The organism is Mesorhizobium sp. M6A.T.Ce.TU.016.01.1.1 (assembly GCF_003997065.1).
Classification (GTDB): Bacteria; Pseudomonadota; Alphaproteobacteria; order Rhizobiales; family Rhizobiaceae; genus Mesorhizobium; species Mesorhizobium mediterraneum.
This window is the reverse complement of the sequence record NZ_RZTJ01000001.1, coordinates 226,618-248,264: the sequence shown is the minus strand read 5'-3', so window position 1 is coordinate 248,264 and position 21,647 is coordinate 226,618. Positions and strand designations below refer to the sequence as shown.

At 63.0% G+C, this 21,647-nt stretch carries 18 protein-coding genes; 2 read left to right on the top strand and 16 right to left on the bottom strand.

All coding sequences use genetic code 11. The annotated features are described in order from the left end of the window. Positions 1-44 precede the first annotated feature (44 nt). From EOC94_RS01240 to EOC94_RS01190, 11 genes are all read right to left on the bottom strand, one after another. Entirely contained in the window at positions 45-305 is a 261-nt protein-coding gene (locus tag EOC94_RS01240; RefSeq protein ID WP_127288364.1) for a DUF2312 domain-containing protein, read from the bottom strand. 273 nt (positions 306-578) lie between these two features. After that, entirely contained in the window at positions 579-4,037 is a 3,459-nt protein-coding gene (gene pyc, locus EOC94_RS01235; RefSeq protein WP_127288363.1) for a pyruvate carboxylase, read from the bottom strand. Between the two features lie 236 nt (positions 4,038-4,273). Further along, entirely contained in the window at positions 4,274-5,392 is a 1,119-nt protein-coding gene (locus EOC94_RS01230; RefSeq protein WP_095487475.1) for a branched-chain amino acid ABC transporter substrate-binding protein, read from the bottom strand. 139 nt (positions 5,393-5,531) lie between these two features. Beyond that, positions 5,532-5,879 (bottom strand): DUF6867 family protein, encoded by a 348-nt coding sequence (locus EOC94_RS01225; protein ID WP_126104501.1) that lies wholly within the window; start codon positions 5,877-5,879, stop codon positions 5,532-5,534. A gap of 17 nt (positions 5,880-5,896) precedes the next feature. Then, positions 5,897-6,625, bottom strand: a complete 729-nt coding sequence (locus EOC94_RS01220; RefSeq protein ID WP_126107320.1) for an ABC transporter ATP-binding protein — start codon at positions 6,623-6,625, stop codon at positions 5,897-5,899. Beyond that, positions 6,625-8,088 carry an ABC transporter ATP-binding protein gene (locus EOC94_RS01215; protein WP_127288362.1) on the bottom strand — a complete coding sequence of 488 codons (1,464 nt, stop codon included), beginning with the start codon at positions 8,086-8,088 and terminating at the stop codon, positions 6,625-6,627. Before EOC94_RS01215 ends, EOC94_RS01220 begins: the two co-directional genes overlap by 1 nt. Beyond that, positions 8,088-9,683, bottom strand: a complete 1,596-nt coding sequence (gene livM, locus EOC94_RS01210) for a high-affinity branched-chain amino acid ABC transporter permease LivM (RefSeq protein ID WP_127205693.1) — start codon at positions 9,681-9,683, stop codon at positions 8,088-8,090. Before livM ends, EOC94_RS01215 begins: the two co-directional genes overlap by 1 nt. Positions 9,684-9,687: 4 nt before the next feature. Then, positions 9,688-10,590, bottom strand: coding sequence for a branched-chain amino acid ABC transporter permease LivH (locus tag EOC94_RS01205; protein WP_127288361.1), 903 nt, complete (start codon positions 10,588-10,590; stop codon positions 9,688-9,690). 336 nt (positions 10,591-10,926) lie between these two features. Next, complete coding sequence (locus EOC94_RS01200; RefSeq protein ID WP_127288360.1) at positions 10,927-11,928, bottom strand: 4-hydroxyproline epimerase; 1,002 nt, start codon at positions 11,926-11,928, stop codon at positions 10,927-10,929. Between the two features lie 12 nt (positions 11,929-11,940). After that, the gene (locus EOC94_RS01195) at positions 11,941-13,278 is read right to left on the bottom strand and encodes an FAD-binding oxidoreductase (RefSeq protein WP_127288359.1); all 1,338 of its coding nucleotides are present in this window, start codon (positions 13,276-13,278) and stop codon (positions 11,941-11,943) included. Between the two features lie 48 nt (positions 13,279-13,326). After that, on the bottom strand, positions 13,327-14,220 hold the full coding sequence (locus EOC94_RS01190; protein WP_126104497.1) for a dihydrodipicolinate synthase family protein: 894 nt from the start codon (positions 14,218-14,220) through the stop codon (positions 13,327-13,329). A 102-nt stretch (positions 14,221-14,322) separates the two neighbouring features. Here EOC94_RS01190 and EOC94_RS01185 point away from each other — a divergent pair, with 102 nt between their 5' ends. Further along, positions 14,323-14,982, top strand: coding sequence for a GntR family transcriptional regulator (locus tag EOC94_RS01185; RefSeq protein WP_127288358.1), 660 nt, complete (start codon positions 14,323-14,325; stop codon positions 14,980-14,982). Between the two features lie 31 nt (positions 14,983-15,013). Here the strand turns inward: EOC94_RS01185 and EOC94_RS01180 are convergent, their stop codons facing one another. The 3 genes from EOC94_RS01180 to EOC94_RS01170 form a co-directional block, all read right to left on the bottom strand. After that, entirely contained in the window at positions 15,014-15,328 is a 315-nt protein-coding gene (locus EOC94_RS01180) for a hypothetical protein (protein WP_095487493.1), read from the bottom strand. A 295-nt stretch (positions 15,329-15,623) separates the two neighbouring features. Next, positions 15,624-15,923: a hypothetical protein gene (locus EOC94_RS01175; protein WP_095487495.1), complete on the bottom strand. Its 300-nt coding sequence runs from the start codon at positions 15,921-15,923 to the stop codon at positions 15,624-15,626. Positions 15,924-16,146: 223 nt separating this feature from the next. Continuing rightward, entirely contained in the window at positions 16,147-17,643 is a 1,497-nt protein-coding gene (locus EOC94_RS01170; RefSeq protein WP_127288357.1) for a CoA-acylating methylmalonate-semialdehyde dehydrogenase, read from the bottom strand. A gap of 380 nt (positions 17,644-18,023) precedes the next feature. Between EOC94_RS01170 and EOC94_RS01165 the strand changes: the two genes are divergently transcribed. Then, entirely contained in the window at positions 18,024-18,905 is an 882-nt protein-coding gene (locus EOC94_RS01165; protein WP_095487499.1) for a LysR family transcriptional regulator, read from the top strand. Positions 18,906-19,014: 109 nt separating this feature from the next. Here EOC94_RS01165 and EOC94_RS01160 read toward each other — a convergent pair whose 3' ends face one another. Both EOC94_RS01160 and alr read right to left on the bottom strand, forming a co-directional pair. Beyond that, positions 19,015-20,271: a D-amino acid dehydrogenase gene (locus EOC94_RS01160; RefSeq protein WP_095487501.1), complete on the bottom strand. Its 1,257-nt coding sequence runs from the start codon at positions 20,269-20,271 to the stop codon at positions 19,015-19,017. Between the two features lie 165 nt (positions 20,272-20,436). Next, complete coding sequence (gene alr / locus EOC94_RS01155) at positions 20,437-21,579, bottom strand: alanine racemase (protein ID WP_095487503.1); 1,143 nt, start codon at positions 21,577-21,579, stop codon at positions 20,437-20,439. Between the last annotated feature and the right edge of the window lie 68 nt (positions 21,580-21,647).

Here is a 21,647-nt window from a genome sequence, read left to right as displayed (position 1 = left end):
CCCATTGAGGGTGCCGCAACCGGCGCCCAGGGCTGTTACCAGCCTTACGCCATGCCGAGCGCGGCTTTGTAGAGGTCGAGGATGGTTTCCTCCTCTTGCCGCTCAGCCTGGTCCTTCTTGCGCAGCCGGATGATCGACCGCATCGCCTTGGTGTCGAAGCCGGTGCCCTTGGCCTCGGCGAACACTTCCTTGATGTCGTCGGCGATCGTCTTCTTCTCTTCTTCGAGCCGCTCGATGCGCTCGATGAAGGCACGCAGCTGGCCGGCGGCAACAGTCTGGCTGGTCTCGGTGATGTCGTCGGCCATTTTTTTCTCCGCGTCGTTTTCCATGCCGCGACTCAGGAACGTGTCGCGGCGAATTTGCAGCGGTTCGATGCCCGACCGGGGGCGACCGGTCAAGCTGTTATCGATGCGGCATGAAGGGTTAGGCACACCCCAAGGTGTGTTGAGATTCAGGTCAGGCCGAGCCGAAAACGGTGGCTGCCGAGAACCGGAGCGGAGCGTACTTAAGTACGTGAGCACCGGAAGCGCAGGCAGCCGGCGTTTTGCAGGCCGGCATCACCTGAATATCAACGCACCTTACCCGAAGGCGATCAGCAGATCCTTGGCGTCGATCTGGTCGCCGGCCTTCACCAGCACTTCGGCGATTGTGCCGTCACGCTCGGCATGCAATGCCGTCTCCATCTTCATCGCCTCGATCGACAGCAGCACGTCGCCGGCCTTGACCGCCTGGCCGGCGGCGACGGCAAGTGCCGAGACCACGCCCGGCATCGGCGCGCCGACATGCGCCTCGTTACCCGGCTCGGCCTTGCGCCGCGCCTTGGCGGCGGAAGCGCCATGCGCGCGATCCGGCACTTTGATCCGGCGCGGCTGGCCGTTGAGCTCGAAGAACACGGTGACCATGCCTTTCTCGTCGACATCGCCGATGGCCAGGCAGCGCACCACCAGCGTCTTGCCTTTCTCGATATCGACAAAGATCTCGTCTTCCGGCTTCATGCCGTAGAAATAGGTCGGCGTCGGCAGCACGCTGACCGGCCCGTAGGTTTCCTGGGCTGCGGCAAAGTCGGAAAAAACCTTCGGGTACATCAGCCACGAGGCGAATTCGAATTCGCTAAGCTTGCGCTCCAGCTTCTCCTCGATCTCCTTGCGGCTGGCCTTGAGATTGGCTGCTTTCAACAGCGAGCCAGGTCGCACAGTGATCGGCTTATCGCCCTTCAGCACCTTCTTCTGCAGCGCCTCCGGCCAGCCGCCGGGCGACTGGCCGAGATCGCCGCGCAGCATCGACACGACCGAATCCGGGAAGGCGATATCCCTGGCTGGATTTTCGACATCGGCGACCGTCAGGTCCTGACTTACCATCATCAGCGCCATGTCGCCGATAACCTTGGACGACGGCGTCACCTTGACGATGTCACCGAACATCAGGTTGACGTCGTGATAGGTCTGCGCCACTTCGTGCCAGCGCGTCTCCAGCCCGAGCGAGCGCGCCTGTTCCTTGAGATTGGTGAATTGCCCGCCTGGCATTTCGTGCAGGTAGACTTCCGAGGCCGGCCCCTTCAGGTCGCTCTCGAAGGCTGCATACTGGTTGCGCACCGCCTCCCAGTAGAACGAGATGTTCCTGATCCATTGCGGGTCGAGGCCCGGATCTCGCTCGGTGCCCTTCAGCGCCTCGACGATCGAGCCCAGGCAAGGCTGCGAGGTGTTGCCCGACAAGGAGTCCATCGCCGCGTCAATGGCGTCGACACCGCTGTCCACCGCCGCCAGCACCGTCGCCGCCGACAGGCCTGACGTGTCGTGCGTGTGCAAGTGGATCGGCAGATCGGTCGCCTCGCGCAGCGCCTTGAACAGTGCGCGCGCCGCCGTCGGCTTCAAGAGCCCTGCCATGTCCTTGACCGCGATGATATGGGCGCCGGCCGCCTGCAACTCCCTGGCCAGCGCGACATAGTATTTGAGGTCGTATTTGGCTCGCGCCGGGTCGAGTATGTCGCCGGTGTAGCAGATCGCCGCTTCGATCAGCTTGCCCTCGGCGCCGACCGCGTCCATGGCGACACGCATGTTGTCGACCCAGTTCAAACAGTCGAAGACGCGGAACAGGTCGATGCCGCCGGCGGCGGCCTGTTTGACGAAATGCTGGACGACATTGTCGGGATAGTTGGTGTAGCCGACGCCGTTGGCGCCGCGCAAAAGCATTTGCAGCAACAAATTGGGCGTTGCCTCGCGCACCAGCGACAGCCGTTCCCACGGGTCTTCGGTGAGGAAGCGCATGGCGACGTCGAAGGTCGCCCCGCCCCAACATTCGAGCGACAAAAGCTGCGGCAGCGCGCGCGCATAGGTGCCGGCAATGCCGGCGATGTCATAGGTGCGCACGCGCGTCGCGAGCAAGGATTGGTGCCCGTCGCGCATCGTCGTGTCGGTGACCAGCACCTCTTTCTGCGCGCGCATCCAGGCCGCGAATTTCTCCGGCCCCAGCGCGTCGAGCTTCTGCTTGCTGCCATCAGGCACATTGCCGTTGAGATAGGGCACCATGGGCGCCGCCGCATCCGCCTTCGGCTGCGGCCGGCCGCGCGTCTCGGGATGGCCGTTGACGCTGACGTCGGCCAGGTAGTTGAGCAGCTTGGTGGCGCGGTCCTGCCGCTTCACGCTGGCGAACAGTTCCGGCGTCGTATCGATGAACTTGGTCGTGTAGGAATTGTCGGCGAAACTCGGGTGATTGATGATCGCTTCGAGGAAGGTAAGGTTGGTCGCCACGCCGCGGATACGGAACTCGCGTAGCGCCCGGTTCATGCGGGCGATGGTCTCGGCCGGCGTCGGTGCCCAGGCCGTCACCTTCTCCAGCAGCGGATCGTAGAAACGGGTGATAACCGCGCCCGAATAAGCGGTGCCGCCATCGAGGCGGATGCCGAAACCGGTGGCGCCGCGATAGGCGGTGATGCGGCCATAGTCGGGAATGAAATTGTGCTCGGGATCTTCCGTGGTGATGCGGCACTGCAGCGCGTGGCCGTTGAGCCTGATATCCTTCTGCGCCGGCACGCCCGATTCAGGCGTGCCGATGGCGAAACCATCGAGGATGTGGATCTGCGCCTTGACGATGTCGATGCCCGTCACCTGCTCGGTGACGGTGTGCTCGACCTGGATGCGAGGGTTGACCTCGATGAAGTAGAATTTGCCGGTGTCGGCATCCTGCAGGAACTCGACCGTGCCGGCCCCGATATAGCTCGTCTCGCGGGCGATCTTCAGCGCATGATCGCAAAGCTCTTCGCGCCGTGACATTTCGAGATACGGCGCCGGCGCGCGCTCGACCACCTTCTGGTTGCGGCGCTGGATGGAGCAATCGCGCTCGAACAGGTGCACGGCATTGCCGTGTGTGTCGCCCAGCACCTGCACCTCGACATGGCGGGCGCGCTCGATCAGCTTTTCGAGATAGACCTCGTCCTTGCCGAAGGCGGCTTTCGCTTCGCGCTTGCCCTCCGTCACTTCGCGGGCGAGATCGGTTTCCGAGCGGATGGCGCGCATGCCGCGGCCGCCGCCGCCCCACGATGCCTTCAGCATCACCGGATAGCCGATCGTCTTGGCGAGCGCCTTCACCGCCTCCATATCGTCCGGCAACGGCTCGGTAGCGGGGACCACCGGCACACCAACCTCGATCGCCAGGTTGCGCGCGGCGACCTTGTTGCCGAGCCTGCGCATCGTATCCGGCTTGGGTCCGATAAAGACGACGCCGGCCTTGGCGCAGGCTTCGGCGAATTCGGGGCTTTCCGACAACAGCCCATAGCCCGGATGGATGGCATCGGCGCCCGAAAGCCTGGCGACGCGGATCACCTCCTCGATCGACAGATAGCTTTCGATCGGTCCCATATCCCTGGTCAGATGCGGCCCGCGCCCAACCTGGTAGCTTTCGTCGGCCTTGAAGCGGTGCAGCGAGTATTTGTCCTCCTCGGCCCAGATCGCCACGGTTTTGAGGCCGAGTTCGTTGGCCGCGCGGAAGACGCGGATGGCGATTTCGGACCGGTTGGCGACAAGGATCTTCGAAATTGCCAAGGACAAGGCTCCGGACGCTGACGGGGAAGGAAACTGGCGCCATGATTAACGCGAAAATGCTGCAGCGCAAACAAAATCGGGCGGCGATTAAACCGATTTAAATCGATTCTTTTTGCTCTGAGCGCCGCGTGTTTCCCTCGAATGCGCAAAGGACGCTTTAACAACGGGTAACACATCAAACGAAAAATGCCCGGCGCGAAGCGCCGGGCATTCCGGAACTGCCGTCGTCGACAGGCTTACATTTTCTGGATGTAGGTGTACTTGCCGTCGTCGCCCTTCTTCCATTCGTACATGACGTAGCCAGGCAGCGTCGGATCGCCCTTCGCGTCATAGGAAAGATCGCCCAGCACCGTCTTGAACGGGCCATTCGCCTTGAGAGCCTTGGCAACTTCCATCGGATCGTTCGACTTGGCGGCTGTGGCGGCTCCCGCGATAGCCTGCATGGCGGCGTAGGAGTAGAGCGTGTAGGCCTCCGGCTCGAAGCCCTGCGCACGGAACTTCTCAACGAGTTCCTTGTTCGCCGGAATCAGACGCGGATCCGGGCCGAACGTGTTCAACGTGCCCGCAACCGCGTCGCCCGCGATTGAGGCCAGCTCGTTCGACACGATGCCGTCGCCGGAAACCAGCGTGGCCTTGAGGCCCTGGTCAGCCACCTGGCGGATGATCAGGCCGGCTTCGGTGTGCAGACCACCCCAATAGATGATGGAAACGCCGGCTTGCTTCATCTTAGCGATCAGCGCCGAGAAGTCCTTGTCGCCGACATTGACGCCTTCGTACATGACTTCCGTCACGCCGGCAGCGTTCATCGCCTTCTTGGTCTCGTCGGCAAGACCTTGACCGTAAGTCGTCTTGTCGTGGATGACCGCGATCTTGGCATCCTTGAAGTTCGACGCGAGGTAAGCGCCGGCGATGCTGCCCTGCTGGTCGTCACGTCCGCAGGTGCGGAACGTGTTCCACATGCCGCGTTCGGTGAACTTCGGATTGGTCGCGGCCGGCGTGATCTCGAGGATACCGTTTTCCGCGTAGACTTCCGATGCCGGGATCGAAACGCCCGAGTTGAAGTGGCCGACCACGAACTTGACGCCGTCGCCGACGAACTTGTTGGCGACCGAGATGCCCTGCTTCGGATCGGAGACGTCGTCGCCGACCGTGAGCTTGATCTGCTCGCCGTTGATGCCGCCGGCCGCATTGATGTCGGCGACAGCCTGTTCGGCGCCCTTCTGCAGCTGCGCGCCGAAAGCGGCATTCGGACCGGTGATCGGACCGGCGACGCCGACCAGGATGTCAGCCCACGCGCTTCCGCTGAACGCGACGAGCGCGGTCAGGGCGACGGCGGACAAAAGTGATTTTCTCATGTAAAACGCTCCCATTTACAGAGTGGGCGTGGATGATGCTTTCATGCGATGCCCACTTTTACTCGCAGAAAACGTACTTTGCCGATTTTCAGGCACTTGTCACGCCGATTCATCCCCGAAACGGCGTTAATGATGAACATCAACCTTTTGGTTTCCAACTCAAAAGCGATGCTCTTTCGTAGAGCCAGCTATACTGTGTCACCATCTGATTGGTGCGCGTGTATTGATAGCCGATGAAGCCCAATATCATCAGGACGATGGTATCGACGATGTAGTACTGCAGCGAGAACATCGTGCCGTCGAACAGCGCGTGATGGATGAACCTTACGGCGATGCCGAGGCCGAGCATGTAAGCGAACAACTGGACGAAGCTGCGCCATGTCTGGGCGCAGGCCTTGCCCGTCATCCAGGCCGCCCAGCCGCCAAGCAGGCAGGTGACGAAGAAGAACTGCCAGACCGAGGGTTCCTCATAGAGAATGCCCTGCATGATGAAGACTCCTGAACTCAGTGATGGCCGCCTTCGAGATAGGCGGCACGCACGTCCGGATCGGCGAGCAGCTCCTTGCCGGTGCCGCTCATCGTCACATTGCCGTTGACCATGACATAGCCCCGCGTGGCGAGCTTCAGCGCGCCGAAGGCGTTCTGCTCGACCAGGAACACGGTCAGCCCCTGCGTGCGGTTCAACTCGCGGATGGCGTCGAAGATCTGCTTGACGATCAGCGGCGCCAGGCCCAGCGACGGCTCGTCGAGCAGGAGCAGCTTCGGCCGCGCCATCAGCGCGCGCGCGATCGACAGCATCTGCTGCTCGCCGCCCGACAGCGTGCCGCCGCGCTGGGCAATGCGTTCCTTCAGGCGCGGAAACAGCGTGAACACCTTCTCGGCGTCCTCGTCGTAATGCTGGAGGTTGTCGAGGCTGGCGCCCATCTGCAGGTTTTCCATCACCGTCATGCGCGGGAAGATGCGCCGGCCCTCCGGCGACTGGGCGATGCGCATGCGCGCGATCTCATGGGTCGGCAGTTGGGTGATGTCGGTGCCGGCGAAGGTGATGGTACCCGCCCGCGCCCGTGGAGCACCGAAAATCGTCATCATCAGCGTCGATTTGCCGGCGCCGTTGGCGCCGATCAACGCCACGATCTCGCCCTGCTTGACGGTGACATCGACGCCGTTCAGCGCCCTGATGTTGCCGTAGTAGGTCTGGACACCCCTGATATCGAGCAGCGTTGTCCCGGCCATCACTTGCGCCCCCCGCGCTTGCCCGCCGCAGGCGTTGCAGAGGCATGGCTTGTCTCCACCTTCCCAGCATCGACACGGCGCGAAAATTCCGTCTCCTTGCCGGCGGCAAGAAGCTTGGCCTGGCCAACCCAGTCCTCGCGCGCAATGCGCCCGTCGAAGGCCAGATAGGCTTCGACGGCCACGACGTCGGCCTTCTTCCATGCCGCGATCTGGTCGAAATGGAAGATGCCGTGCTGGTTGAGCTTCTTCTCGTTGACCGTGCCGATGCCCTTGATGCGGGTCAGGTTGTCGGCCTTGCCGCCACGCGCTGCTGTGAGCCGATTCGAAACGCCCGCGACTTTCGATTTGGCCGGTGCCTTGGCGGCTGGCTTTGCTGCGGCAGAAGATTTCGCGCTGGGTTTGGCTGCGGCAGGCTTCGAGCTTGGCTTGCTTGCTGCGGCACTCGACCTTGTATCGAGCTGCCCGGCTTTCGAGGCGCCCTTCGACACCGTGACGCGTTCGCCTTCGCTATGGCCGACCGTGTCGGTCACCGGCCCGGCGAGATACGAAGATGATGCGCCCGGCCCGTGCGCCGAATCCGGGCCCGTATCCAGTTGCTCGATGACGTCTTCGTCGCCGACCTCCGTCAGCACAGTCTCAACTTCCTCGTCTTCGACCCCGAGATAAGCGGCGATGACACGCGGGTCGGTGCGTACCGCGTGCGGACTGCCGTCCGAGATCTTGCGCCCGTATTCGAGCACCACGACATGGTCGGAAATCTGCATGACCACCGCCATGTCGTGCTCGATCAGCAAGATTGAGGTGCCGGTGTTGTCTTTGATGTCCATCAGGAGCTCGTTGAGCGCCATCGATTCCTTCGGATTGAGGCCGGCGGCCGGTTCGTCGAGGCAGAGCAGCTCCGGACCCGTGCACATGGCCCGCGCGATCTCCAGGCGCCGTTGCGCGCCGTAGGGCAGGTCGCCGGCCGGATCGTCGGCTCGGTCGACGAGATCGGCCTTTTCCAGCCAGTGCCTCGCCAGGTCGATCGACTCGGCCGACGCGGTTCGGTAGCCGCTGAAGCCGAACAGGCCGAGAATGGTGTAGCCGGACGCCTTCATCAGCTTGTTGTGCTGCGCCACCAGCAGGTTCTCCAGCAGCGTCATGCCCGAGAACAGACGAATATTCTGGAAAGTGCGCGCCACCTTGGCGCGCGCCGGGATCTCATGATTCGGCAGGCGCTCAAGCAGATAGCTCGAGCCGTCGCGCCGATTGAGCGTGAGCATGCCTTCCGACGGCTTGTAGAAACCGGTGATGCAGTTGAACACGGTGGTCTTGCCGGCGCCGTTCGGCCCGATCAGCGCGGTGATCTCGCCGCGCTTGGCCTGGAAGGTCAGGTCGCCGATGGCAACGAGACCGCCGAACTTCATCGACAGATGCTCGACCTGCAGGATGGCATCGTTCATGGATAGGCTCGCATCACTCATCAGCCGTGGCCTTCCTTGGTGAAGGAGCCGGATACGGCCCTGCTCTCCTTGAGGAAGGCTGTCGGCTCGCGGCTGCCGACGAAGCCGCGCGGCTTCCAAACCATGACGATGACCATGGCTATACCGAACAGCAGCATGCGGTAGAGTTCCGGGGTGAAATCTGGACCGAAGACCTGCTTCAGGAAATCGAGTTCGCGCAGCGCCTCGGTGCCGCCGATCATCACCATGGCGGCGACGGCGATGCCGACCAGCGAGCCCATGCCGCCGAGCACGACGATGGCGAGGATGATCGCCGATTCCAGGAAGATGAAGGATTCAGGGCTGACGAAACCTTGCCGCGCAGCGAAGAACGAGCCAGCGAAGCCGCCGAACATGGCGCCGGTGGCAAAGGCGGTGAGCTTGGTGGTGGTGGTGTTGATGCCGAGCGAGCGGCAGGCGATCTCGTCCTCTCGCAGCGCTTCCCAGGCGCGGCCGACGGGCATGCGCCTGAGCCTTATGGTGACGAAGGCGGTGAGCAGGCAGAGCCCGAGGATCAGGTAGTAGAGGAAGATCTTGTAGTAGGCGCCCGACTGGGCGATGTCGAGCACCTTGGCGATATAGTTTTCGTCCGCGACGTTGAACGACATCAGCCCGAAGAAAGAGACCTTCGGGATACCGGAAATACCGGCCGAGCCGTTGGTGACCTCGCGCCAGTTGATCAGCACGAGACGAATGATCTCGCCGAAGGCCAGCGTCACAATCGCCAGATAGTCGCCGCGCAGGCGCAGCACCGGAAAGCCCAAAAGCACGCCCCAGAAGGCGGCCATGGCCCCGGCGGCCGGCAGCAGGATCCAGAACGACAGACCAAAATGCGTGCCGAGCAGCGCATAGGCATAGGCGCCGACGGCGTAGAACGCGACATAGCCGAGGTCGAGCAAGCCGGCGAGGCCAACGACGATATTCAGCCCCCACGCCAGCATCACATAGATCAGGATCTGGATGCCGAAATTGTCGACCCATTTCAGCGAGCCCTGAAAGCCGCCCACCATCGATCCGCTGTACACCGCAAGCACCAGCACGACGACGACAGGATAAATCGCCAGTGCGGCGATGCCCAATGCCGAGAAGTGGGCATGGATGAAGCTGCGGAAATAGAACAGCACCGAGGCGAGGGCATAGATGATCGCCAGCGCTCGCGCGAACCGTGCATAACCGGCAAGACCCGGCCCCAGCAAATCATCGAGGGAGCCGGCCAGAAGAGCAAGCACGGCAACAATCACGATGGCCGCGATGAAATACGGCAACCGGAAGAACCGCGTCGCCGCGCTCTCCGGCAACAGGCCGGTGGCGATGTCGACGACCTTCTGGCTGGCCAGGAAGGGTTGGCCATAGGCGACATAGACAAAGCGCCCGACCATGGTCAGCACAACCACGGTAAAGAGAAGCCACCAGCGCTGTACGAGGATCAGTTCGTTCGAGATGTTCTGATCGGTCCTCAGGCCGATGAACAGCACGAACAGGCCGAGCGCGATGGCGCCGGCATAAAGCGCCTCGCGCGTGGCGCGTTGCATAGGGGTGGCGACGATGTCGCGCTCCGGAGATACGGTATCGGCCATGATCTCAGACCTTTTCGACTTCTGGCCGGCCCAGAATGCCGGAAGGCAGGAAGATCAGCACGATCGCCAGGATGGAGAAGGCGGCGACGTCCTTGTAGTCGATCGAGAAATAGGCCGACCACATGCTCTCGATGAAGCCGATCATCAGCCCACCGAGCACGGCGCCGGGCAGCGAGCCGATGCCGCCGAGCACGGCCGCAGTGAACGCCTTCACGCCGGGCGTGAAGCCGTCGGAGAAGGCGATGACGCCGTAATACATCAGGAATAGCGTGCCGGCGACGGCGGCAAGGGCCGCGCCCATGACGAAGGTGATCGAGATGGTGCGGTCGACGTCGATACCGAGCAACGCCGCCATCTTGCGGTCCTGTTCGCACGCTCTTTGCGCTCGACCAAGCGACGTCTTGTTGACCAGGTACCAGAACAGCGCCAGCAGCAGCGCGGTGACGATGACGATGATAATCTGCTTCAGCGATACGCTGATGCCCTCGATATTGTAGACCTTGGACACCATCGGCGGGATCGGCTTGTTGCGCGGGCCTTGCGTCACCTGGACGAAGTTCGACAGCGCGATCGACATGCCGATCGCTGTGATCAGCGGCGCCAGCCGGAACGAGCCGCGCAAGGGCCGGTAGGCCACCTTCTCGATCGTCCAGTTATACAGGCTGGTCAGCAGCATCGCGACGATCATCATGATCAAGAGCGCGATCACCACCGGCACCGAGTAGAACAACGCACCGAGGATGAGGAAAACGATGAGGGCGGTGAAGGCGCCGATCATGAAGATGTCGCCATGGGCGAAATTGATCATGCCGATGATACCGTAGACCATCGTATAGCCGATCGCTATCAGTCCATAGATCGATCCCAGCGTCAGCCCATTGATAAGCTGCTGGACAAAATACTGCATGCTGTCGTGGCTCCCCTGGAATGTCGCCCATGCAGACGCATTCCTTTTCGTATTTCCCCTAGTCGTAAAGTTTCGAGCCCGGATTGCAACGTCATTTTTTAATCGTCATGCGTGATTTTGAAGCACGCCACTCGGATTGCCCGTTCTTTCCCTTCCGGCCTCTGGACTATCGCGGACCCTATCATTGGCATAACGCAATGTCTTTGACGATTCGGCGTCAAAATGCACGTCCTTTCGAAGGAATCGCCGTCAAAATAAGTTGATGAGCGGGATCGTTGCGCCGCCGACGCAGTCGATCTTTGCATTCCATTCGTTTCCCTTGGGTTAGGATCCTCTCTATTTGACGACGAATCCGTGCGCGAACGGATCACGGTCGTCGATGAAGATCGTGTTCAATCCGGTCATGCGCGCCCAGCCGCCGATCGAGGGAATGATCGCCGGCTTGCCTGCCACCGTGACTTCCTTCTCGACCCTGCCCTTGAACAGCGAGCCGATGATCGATTCATGGACGAAATCGTCGCCGGCCCTAAGCTTGCCCTTGGCGTGAAGCTGCGCCATCCGCGCCGAGGTGCCGGTGCCGCAAGGCGAGCGGTCGATCGCCTTGTCGCCGTAGAAGACGGCGTTGCGCGCATCCGCCTGGCTGTCGGTCGGGGCACCCGTCCACAGCATATGCGACAGCCGGTCGATGCCGGGATTCTCGGGATGCACGAAGGAGTACTTCTCGTTGAGCCGCTGTCGCACCACCGGGCTCCAGGCGATGAGGTCGCCGGCGGAATGGTCGGCCATGTCGCGATAGTTCTCCTGCGGCTCGACAATAGCGTAGAAATTGCCGCCATAGGCGACATCGACACTGATCTCGCCGAGCTGCGGACATTCGACCGTCAGGCCCTCCGCATAGAGGAAGGACGGCACGTTGGTGATGCGGACCTCCTCGACATATTCGCCGACCTGTTTGTATTCGGCGGCGACCAGGCCGGCCGGCGTGTCCAGCCTGAGCAAACCCGGCGTCTTCGGCTTGATCAGCCCGTGCTCGATGGCCATCGTCACCGTGCCGATGGTGCCGTGACCGCACATTGGCAGGCAGCCCGAGGTTTCGATGAACAGTATGGCGATGTCGCAATCGGGCCTCGTCGGCGGATAGAGGATCGAGCCGGACATCACATCATGGCCGCGCGGCTCGAACATCAGCCCGGTGCGGATCCAGTCATATTCGGCCAGGAAATGCGCGCGCCGCTCCATCATCGTCGCGCCCTGGAGCAGCGGCCCGCCGCCGGCGACAAGCCGCACGGGATTGCCGCAGGTGTGACCGTCGATGCAAAAGAAGGAGTGGCGCGCCATTTCGAGATCCCGTCAGAAGCGGTTCGGAGAAAACGGAGAAAGATCAAACACCGGATTTTGGCCGAGAATGAGATCGCGGATCAAGCGTCCGGTGGCAGCCGCCTGGGTCAGGCCGAGATGGCCGTGGCCGAAGGCATAGACTATCGTGCCGGTCTGCCTGGCGCCACCGATCACCGGCAGCGAATCCGGCAGCGACGGCCGAAACCCCATCCATTCGCGCCCCCCGGCCGGATCAAGCCCCGGCAGGAATTTTTGTGCCTTGTCGAGCAGCGCTTTCGAGCGGGCGTAGTTGGGCGACCGCTTAATGCCGCCGAGCTCGACCGCACCGCCGACGCGCACACCGGTTTCAAGCGGGGTGACGACGAAGCCATGGCCGGAGAAGATCAGTAGCCGCTTCACGTCGAAGGCGGTCTTCGGCAGGGTCGTGTTGTAGCCGCGCTCGGTTTCGAGCGGGATGCGGTCGCCGAGATGTTTCGCCAGGAGATGCGACCACGCGCCAGCGGCGATGACGAGGCATTTTGCCTGCCGCGCCGTGCCGTCGGCCAGCGTCAATGTCGCGCCATCCTGCCCCGCTCCGACACGGTCGATCCGAGCCTTTTCGAAACGCGCGCCGTTCTTCTCGGCATAGGCCCAGATCGCCTTGCCCAATGATTTCGGGTCCGTAACGGTCTTCCATCCCGGCACGAAAGTGCCCTTGACGAAGCGCGGCGACAGGCCCGGCTGCAAGGCGGCGAGCGCATCGCCCTCGACATGGCTGAAGCCGATGCCGAAGCGCTGCCTCGCCGCCCAGCCGGGCAGCGACGCCTTGAACTCGGCCTCGTTCTCGTAAAGTTCGAGCGAGCCGTCCTCGCGCAGCATGTTTCCGGTGCCCGAGCGCGCCATCAGCCCGGCCCATTCGGCCTCGGCGAGCCGCATCATGCCTGCCTGCGCCGCGAGGCTGGCCTCGTAGCGGTCGGTTCGCCCGGCGCGCCAGAAGCGGACAAGCCAGGGCAGCAGCTTCGGCAGGTAGGCGGGCGGGATGCTGAGCGGGCCGAGCGGGTCGGCAAGCCATTTCGGCAGATGCCTGATCATGCCCTTGTGGGCCAGCGGCAGCACATCGGAAAAGGCCAGAGCGGCGGCATTGCCAGAACTCGTCTCCTCGCAGATCCCCGTCCGATCGAAGATCGTGACGTTTCGCCCTGCCTCGGCCAGATAGGCGGCGACACAGACGCCGATGATGCCGCCGCCGATAATGGCGATGTCTTCCCCTTCTCCCCGTTCACGGGGAGAAGGTGCTCGAAGGGCGGATGAGGGGCGGCTCCCCGCTTTTGCCGACTTGGAAATTCCTTGCACGTGGGCGCTGCCCCTCATCTGGCTGCCGCCATCTTCTCCCGTAAAACGGGAAGAAGAGAGCTTGCCTCAAAACGTCGGCAGCTCCGGCCTTGCCGCCAGCGCATCCCTGACGATCTTTTCGACCGTCCTGCGGCGCTCGCCCGACAATGGCTGGCGCGGCATGCGCACGCGGTCGTTGGTGCTGATCGCCAAGACTTCGGCGAGCTTGATGTTCTGCACCAGATAGGTCGAGACGTCGAGGTCGAGCAGCGGCCGGAACCAGCGGTAGATTTTCAGTGCCTCCTCGCGGCGACCCTGCTTCATCAACTGGTAGATGGCGACCGTCTCGCGCGGAAACGCGGTGACCAGCCCCGCCACCCAGCCGATGGCGCCGACCGACAGCGCCTCGAACGCCAGATTGTCGACGCCGGTGAACAGGTCGTAGCGGTCGCCGAAGCGGTTGATGATCTCGGTCGAGCGGCGGATGTCGTCCGAGGATTCCTTGATGGCGACAAAGCGCTTGTCCTTCGCCAGCTCCTCCATCTGGTCGACGGTAACGTCGACACGATAGGCAAGCCGGTTGGAATAGATCATCACCGGCAGGTCGCCGGCCTCGGCGACAGCGCGCAGTGCGGCGACCGTCTCCTCCTCATTGGTGTGGTAGATCGGGCTCGGCACCACCATCAGCCCGTTGGCGCCCTCTTTCGCGGCGCGGCGCGCGATCGCCGCCGCCTCGCGCGTGCCGGCTTCGTTGACCGTCAGCAGAACCGGCTTGTTGCCTGCGATCTTCTGCGCGGTCTTCAGCACGTCGATCTTCTCGTCATGTGACAGCATCGGCCCTTCGCCGAGCGAGCCGCAGACGATGATGCCGTCGCAGCCGGCTTCCATCTGCAGCGCAAAGCAGCGCTCCATCTCGCCATGGTCGAGACGATCGTCCTCAGTGAATTTGGTCGTGACGGCGGGGAAAACTCCGGTCCACATGGTGGTCGCTCCATCTGATATATCAGTCGTATATTTATTAATAAACGGACTGTCAACACGGATTTCGCTATGATATATCGAAAATATATCAGGAGCTCACCTTTGATATCCAGTGACACAAGCCCGGCATTCGAGCCTGCGGCGGCGAAAGCCTACCGTGTGCTCGAGCATATGATCGTGACGCTCGAACTGGCGCCTGCAAGCTTCATCACCGAGGGCGCCCTGATCGACAGGCTCGGGCTTGGCCGCACGCCGGTGCGCGAGGCGATCCAGCGACTGGCTTGGGAAGGACTGCTGGATGTCCGGCCCCGTGCCGGCATCGCCATTGCCCCGCTCCATCCCGGCGACTGGTTGCGCGTCCTCGATGCGCGGCGTGGCATCGAGGTGGTTCTCGCCCGCTCGGCCGCCCGCTTCGTCACCCGTGAAGCCGCTGACCTGTTTCACGATGCGGCACTGGCCATGCAGAAAGCGGTGATATCAGGCAATGTGCTGGCCTTCATTCAAGCCGACAAGGCGCTCGACGAGGCGCTGGCGCTGGCTGCCGACAACCCCTTCGCCGCACGGCTGGCCGCCCCCTTGCAGACCCACAGCCGCCGCTTCTGGTTCCGCTACAAGGCCGAAACCGGGCTCGCCGAATCGGCCGAGCACCACGTCGCGCTGATCCGCTCGATCCTCGCCGGCGACGAAGATGCTGCCGCTAAAGATGCCAAGCGCCTGATGGCGCTGCTACGCGGCCATGCCGAGACGGCCGCTACGCGCTGAGACCGCTCATCCGATCAATGTGTCCTGACCGTCATGCGTCCTGGTCGGCCGGGATCACCACGTTTTCCCAATGTTCGCCGGCCGCGACGATGCAGCTTCTGCCGGCGACATCGGTGACGATGATCGTCCAGCTTCCGGTCTCGGCGACAAAAACTTCCATGATCGCCACTTGACCGATCAGCCCGAAAGCAAACTGTCTTTCCTGGAAATTCTCAGTCAGGTGGGCGACGAGATCGCCATGTTCAACGCAGTACTGATATTGGGCGCTTGCGGCGTTCGTACCCGCCGCCAATGCGCCAGCAAGAACCAGGGTTTTCACCCAACCCAATAGCGATTTGCGTGCCATAGGGCACCTCCTTTGCCATCACGTCCGGCAAAGGGAGACGCCTCATTTTGCCGAAACGATCCAGGCCGGTTCCGACGTCATCACCATCGCGTCGTTCCTTTCCGTGTTCCGGTCTGTCATCAGCGGGGACGATTTTTGATGTTCCCACTATGTTCCCATATATGGTGTCGGCAACGAAAAAGCGCAAGCAGGCGCCCGCAGCGGGCGCCTGTGGATCCGTTTCAAGGTGATCGCAGAGAACCGCGGCCTGCGCGGCTATGCCGAAACCGCGGCCGCAGCAAAAAAAGGGCCACGCTCAGGTGCCTGGCAGCGCCGCTGTCGTCACCGCGCTCTCCCAGCCTTCACCCACCGAAACCACGCAGCTTTGACCGCGTGTGTCGCTGGCGAGGATGGTCCAGGTGCCTTGGTCGGAAACGAAGACTTCAACGATCACATTCCGATTGACGACGCCGAGCGCGGTCGGATTTTCACGGAACTTCTCGCCGAGCGCCTTGATCATGTCGGCTCGTGCCGCGCATTGTTCGGCCGCCATTGCCGGGGCGGCGGAAAACGCCGCCGCGGCGGCGCAAAGTATCGTCACCATAAGACGTGTCATCTGACACCTCCCTTGCGCCGACCGATGCCCCCGCAGCTGTCGCCAGCGCCGTTGGTTGATCTGCCGCGCCTCCTTCGCGGCAGGATTGCAAGTTAAGACTTCTGCTGCCCGCCCGGTTCCATCACATTAGCGTTCAGGAATATATGGACCGCGACCGGTCAGCAAAAAGGCCCGGTCTCTAGCCGGGCCTCTTCGTCTTCAATCTGAATCCGGAACCGTCCGGCTAGTTCATCGTCGGGATGACGAACTCTGCCCCATCTTTCACACCTGACGGCCAGCGCGAGGTCACCGTCTTGGTCTTGGTATAGAAACGGAACGCGTCCGGTCCGTGCTGGTTGAGGTCGCCGAAGGAGGACGCTTTCCAGCCGCCGAAGGTGTAGTAGGCGATCGGCACCGGGATCGGCACATTGACACCGACCATGCCGACCTGGACCCTCGAGGCGAAGTCGCGCGCCGCATCGCCGTCGCGGGTGAAGATGGCGACGCCGTTGCCCATTTCGTGGTCGTTGGCGAGTTTGATCGCGTTCTCATAGGTCGGCGCGCGCATCACCGAGAGCACCGGCCCAAAGATCTCTTCCTTGTAGATGCGCATGTCTGATGTCACGTTGTCGAACAGGCAGCCGCCCATATAGTAGCCGTTCTCGTAGCCCTGCATGGAAAAGCCGCGGCCGTCGACGACCAGCTTGGCGCCTTCCTTGACACCGGTGTCGACATAACCTTTGACCCGCTCCAGCGCCTGCGCCGTCACCAGCGGGCCGAAATCGGCGGATGAATCCGTCGAGGGACCGACCTTCAGGCTTTCCACCCGCGGCACTAGCTTTTCCATCAGCCGGTTGGCGGTATCGTTGCCGACCGGGACAGCGACGGAAATCGCCATGCAGCGCTCGCCGGCCGAGCCGTAGCCGGCGCCGATCAGTGCGTCGACGGTCTGGTCCATGTCGGCGTCGGGCATGATGATCATGTGGTTCTTGGCGCCGCCGAAGCACTGCACGCGCTTGCCCGAGGCGGTGCCGCGCGAATAGATGTAGTGGGCGATCGGCGTCGAGCCGACAAAGCCGATGGCCTTGATATCGGGGTCGTCGAGGATGGCATCGACCGCCTCCTTGTCGCCGTTGACGACGTTGAGGATGCCCGCCGGCAGGCCGGCCTCGATGAACAGCTCCGCGATGCGCAACGGCACGCCCGGGTCGCGCTCCGAAGGCTTCAGGATGAAGGCGTTGCCGCAGGCGATGGCCGGCGCGATCTTCCACAACGGGATCATCGCCGGAAAATTGAACGGCGTGATGCCGGCGACGACGCCGAGCGGCTGGCGCATCGAATAGACGTCGATGCCGGGGCCGGCGCCATCGGTGAACTCGCCCTTCATCATATGCGGCGCGCCGATGCAGACCTCGACCACTTCCAGCCCGCGCTGGATGTCGCCCTTGGCGTCGGCGATGGTCTTGCCGTGCTCGCGCGCCAGAATGTCGGCCAGCGAATCATACTCTTTGGCGACCAGTTCGAGGAACTTCATCAAGACGCGCACGCGCCGCTGCGGGTTGGTCGCTGCCCAGCCGGGCTGCGCGGCCCTGGCGTTTTCCACCGCCGCGCGCAGTTCCGCCTGCGAAGCCAGCGCCACCGTGCCGCGCACCGTGCCGTCCATCGGCTGCATGACATCCTGCTTGCGGCCGCTGGTCCCAGCGACACGCTTGCCGCCGATGAAATGACCGTATTCGATCATGATCTCTCTCCCTGTATTTGTGATGCGGCATTGTCCGCCTTTGCGCGACCGATGGCAACGCGAGCGAAAACGCAACCGTTGTGCGTAAAATAGATAGCAATTGACGGCAGAACATCAATTCTCGCAAATAGTAAGGATGCAGGTCCCTAGCAGCAAGGATTGAGAGATGAGTTCCTTCGCGCCCCCCTCTGTCCTACTGGACATCTCCCCCACGAGGGGGGAGATTGGCTGTCATCCCCGCTTTCGCCAACCCGCAACGCTGCAAGAAAGTCGCCGCCGGAGCGGCCGGCCGATCTCCCCCCAAGTGGGGGAGATGTCCGGCAGGACAGAGGGGCGCGCCCTAGAGCGCTGCCGTAATCGGCGTCATACGGACCATTCCCATGAACTGGGATGACGTCCGCATCTTCCTCGCCGTGGCGCGGGCCGGCCAAATCCTCGGCGCGGCTAAGCGGTTGGAGCTCAATCACGCCACTGTCTCGCGCCGCATCGCCGCACTTGAGGATGCGCTGCGCACAAAACTCTTTCGCCGGCTTACCACCGGTAGCGAGCTGACGCCGTCGGGCGAGCGCTTCCTCGACATCGCTGAGCGCATGGAAGGCGATATGATCGCCGCGCGCTCGACCGTGGCGGGCGAAGGCGACGATGTCTCCGGCACCGTGCGCATCGGCGCGCCTGATGGCTTCGGCGTCGCCTTCCTGGCCAAACGCCTCGGCGCACTGACGGCGCTTCACCGCGAACTTACCATCCAGCTGGTGCCGGTGCCGCGTTCCTTCTCGCTGTCCAGGCGCGAGGCCGACATCGCCATCACCGTCGAGCGGCCGACCGAAGGCAGGCTGGTGGCGGGCAAGCTGGTCGACTACACGCTCGGCCTGTTCGCGTCCCAGGCCTATGCCGAAGCGCATGGCCTGCCCCAAACGCCCGCCGAGCTCGGGCGGCACACGCTGATCGGCTATGTGCCGGACCTCATCGTCAGCCCCTCGCTCGACTATGCGGCCGAGTTCAGCGCCGACTGGCGCACCAGCTTCGCCATCTCCTCGGCGCTCGGCCAGGCCGAAGCGGTGCGCTCCGGCGCCGGCATCGGCATCCTGCACACCTTCGTCGCCCGCTCGATGCCGGAACTGGTGGCTGTCGACATCGTCGCGCCCATCCGCCGTGCCTACTGGCTGGTCTATCACGAATCGGTCAGGCCGCTGCGCCGCGTCCAGATCGTCGCGAGCTTCATCACCAAGGCAGTGGAACGGGAGCGGGGATTGTTCGTCTGACGAGATTCACCCGACCCATTGAAATTGTGATGTCCCCAAAACACTGCGCAGTTTTGGGGCGAAGTCACCGCCCTCAAAGGCCGGGCTCGATGAAGGAAGCCTTCTGGTCCTACCGCTGGTATCGCTCCGGTCCGAGATCGCGGACATTGATGTCCGGTACCCGGTTGGAGATGATGTCGGCCAGCACCTTGGCCGAGCCGCAGGCCATGGTCCAGCCGAGCGTGCCGTGGCCGGTGTTGAGATAGAGGTTGGAAAATTCGGTGCGGCCGATCAGCGGCGGCCCGTCCGGCGTCATCGGCCGCAACCCGCACCAGAAACTCGCTGACCGCATGTCGCCGCTGCCTGGAAAAAGGTCGCCGACCGAATGTTCTAGCGTGCGCCGCCGCGTTTCATGCAGCCTCAGGTCGAAGCCGGAAATCTCCGCTGTGCCGCCGACCCGGATGCGATCGCCGAGCCTGGTGATCGCCACCTTGTAGGTCTCGTCCATCACTGTCGACACCGGTGCTGCGACAGCATCCTTGATCGGCAGGGTGATCGAATAGCCCTTGACCGGATAGACCGGTATGGACCGTCTCAGCATGCGCATGAACTTGGCCGAATAGCTGCCCATCGCCATCACATAGGCGTCGGCAGTCTTCCAGCCCTTGCTGGTATTGATGTTGGCGATACTGTTGCGCTTGCGGATGATGCGCCTGATCGACATGTCGTATTCGAAGGTGACGCCGCGCGCCACGCAGAGCTCGGCCAGACGGTCGGTGAACATCTTGCAGTCACCGGTTTCGTCGCCCGGCAGCCGCAGGCCGCCGACGAATTTTTCACGCACCCCTGCCAGCCCCGGCTCGGCCGCTATGCAGCCGTCGGGATCGAGAATCTCGTAAGGAACGCCATATGTCTTGAGCACCTCGACATCGCCTGACGTGCCGTCGAGCTGCTGTTGCGTGCGAAAAAGCTGCAGCGTTCCCTTGGCGCGTTCATCATAGGCGATGCCGGTCGCCTCGCGCAGCGCCTTCAGCGTGTCGCGGCTGTATTCGGCCAGCGGCACCATGCGCGCCTTGTTCACCGCATAGCGCTCGGCCGTGCAGTTGCGCAGCATCCTGACCAGCCATAGCCACATATGCGGATCAAGAGTCGGCCGCACCACCAGCGGACCATGCTTCATCAACAGCCATTTGATCGCCTTCAACGGGACGCCGGGACCGGCCCAGGGCGAGGCGTAGCCGGGCGAGATCTCGCCGGCATTGGCAAAGCTGGTTTCCAGCGCCGGGCCCTTCTGGCGGTCGATCACCGTCACTTCATGGCCGGCCTCGGCGAGATAATAAGCGGTGGTGACTCCGATAACGCCGCCGCCCAGCACGAAGATCTTCATCGCATAGCTCTCCAGAACGACGTCTCGTCAGGGGTTTGGGGCGCGGCATCGTGGCTTCTGTCTGCCGGATTTTACGGCGTCCGCCAAGTGCCCAAGCATGTCGCCCAAAAGTATGCAGCGGTTTTGGGACAACGGCATGCATAAAAAAGCCCGCGCGCTATCCATTCACATAGCGCCGGTCACATAGCGCCGGTGAAAGCGGTGTCCGAGGCTGGTCAGGATTTCATAGCCGATGGTGCCGGCATGGCCGGCCGCCTGATCCACCGTCTGCGACGGCCCGATCAGCTCGACGAGATCGCCCGCCTTTAGCCTGTCGGGCGGCAGGGCCGAAATGTTGAGAACGATCGAATCCATCGATACGCGTCCGAGGAAGGGCAGCGGCACATTTTCGAACCAGGCGGCTGAGGCCGCGCGACGATGCCAGCCATCGGCATAGCCAAGCGAGATCGTTGCTGCGGCCAGCGGTTCGGTCACGTGAAAAATATGGCCATAGCCGACGCCGGCTCCCCTATCGAGGCTGCGCGTCTGAATGACCTTTGCCTGAAGCCGCACCACCGGCAGCATCGGATTTTCCTCCGCTGGCATCGGATTGATGCCGTAGAGCGCCGCACCGGGCCGGGCGAGGTCGTAATGAAAGGGCTGCCCAAGAAAGATGCCGGAGGAATTGGCGAGCGAGGCCGGCGCCTTTGGCAGCATCCTGCGCAGCCGCTCGAATTCCAGCCGCTGCTGCTCGTTGGCCGGATGCTTGGGCTCGTCGGCGCGAGCAAGATGGCTCATCACAAAGGTGACGTCGATACCGTCGAACGCCTGCGGATCGGCAGCGACGGCCTCCACCTCCGCTGCCGCCATGCCGAGCCGCGACATGCCGCTGTCGACCTGGATTGCAGCTTTAAGCGTGCGGCCGGCCCGCTGCGCCGCCGCGCGCCAGGCGGCGAGTTGGCCGACGCTGTTGATGACCGCGCCCAGCTCCGCTTCGACCGCTTCGCTTTCAGCGCCCGGCTGAATGCCGTTCAGCACATAGATCGCCGGCCGTGAGCCGAGCACCTGGCGCAGCAAGACACCTTCGACCAGATGCGCGACAAAGAAAATGTCGCAGCCCTCGGCCGCCAGCGCTGCCGCCACCTGGGGCCCGCCGAGCCCGTAGCCGTCGGCCTTGACGACACCCGCGCAGCCGACGCCGCCCAGCCGCGCCTTGAGCCGCCGGTAGTTTTCGCGGATGGCGCCGAGATCGACGGTCAATATGGCGCCGGCCGCTGTCTCGCTGACGGCAACCTTTTCAGAAAGAGATTTTTTGGAGGCGTCGTTCATGCCAACCCCGTCTGCGGCGGATTGGCCATCAATAAGGCCACCGCGCTGACGCGGCAACCGTGGTCGGC

Coding starts and splice junctions, on each gene's coding strand:
- EOC94_RS01225 (WP_126104501.1), bottom strand. CDS start 5,879: ATGCAGGGCATTCTCTATGAGGAACCCTCGGTCTGGCAGTTCTTCTTC.
- EOC94_RS01215 (WP_127288362.1), bottom strand. CDS start 8,088: ATGAGTGATGCGAGCCTATCCATGAACGATGCCATCCTGCAGGTCGAG.
- EOC94_RS01170 (WP_127288357.1), bottom strand. CDS start 17,643: ATGATCGAATACGGTCATTTCATCGGCGGCAAGCGTGTCGCTGGGACC.
- EOC94_RS01200 (WP_127288360.1), bottom strand. CDS start 11,928: ATGGCGCGCCACTCCTTCTTTTGCATCGACGGTCACACCTGCGGCAAT.
- alr (WP_095487503.1), bottom strand. CDS start 21,579: ATGAACGACGCCTCCAAAAAATCTCTTTCTGAAAAGGTTGCCGTCAGC.
- livM (WP_127205693.1), bottom strand. CDS start 9,683: ATGGCCGATACCGTATCTCCGGAGCGCGACATCGTCGCCACCCCTATG.
- EOC94_RS01205 (WP_127288361.1), bottom strand. CDS start 10,590: ATGCAGTATTTTGTCCAGCAGCTTATCAATGGGCTGACGCTGGGATCG.
- EOC94_RS01230 (WP_095487475.1), bottom strand. CDS start 5,392: ATGAGAAAATCACTTTTGTCCGCCGTCGCCCTGACCGCGCTCGTCGCG.
- EOC94_RS01220 (WP_126107320.1), bottom strand. CDS start 6,625: ATGGCCGGGACAACGCTGCTCGATATCAGGGGTGTCCAGACCTACTAC.
- EOC94_RS01175 (WP_095487495.1), bottom strand. CDS start 15,923: ATGACACGTCTTATGGTGACGATACTTTGCGCCGCCGCGGCGGCGTTT.
- EOC94_RS01240 (WP_127288364.1), bottom strand. CDS start 305: ATGGCCGACGACATCACCGAGACCAGCCAGACTGTTGCCGCCGGCCAG.
- EOC94_RS01165 (WP_095487499.1), top strand. CDS start 18,024: ATGAACTGGGATGACGTCCGCATCTTCCTCGCCGTGGCGCGGGCCGGC.
- EOC94_RS01195 (WP_127288359.1), bottom strand. CDS start 13,278: ATGAGGGGCAGCGCCCACGTGCAAGGAATTTCCAAGTCGGCAAAAGCG.
- EOC94_RS01160 (WP_095487501.1), bottom strand. CDS start 20,271: ATGAAGATCTTCGTGCTGGGCGGCGGCGTTATCGGAGTCACCACCGCT.
- EOC94_RS01190 (WP_126104497.1), bottom strand. CDS start 14,220: ATGTGGACCGGAGTTTTCCCCGCCGTCACGACCAAATTCACTGAGGAC.
- EOC94_RS01180 (WP_095487493.1), bottom strand. CDS start 15,328: ATGGCACGCAAATCGCTATTGGGTTGGGTGAAAACCCTGGTTCTTGCT.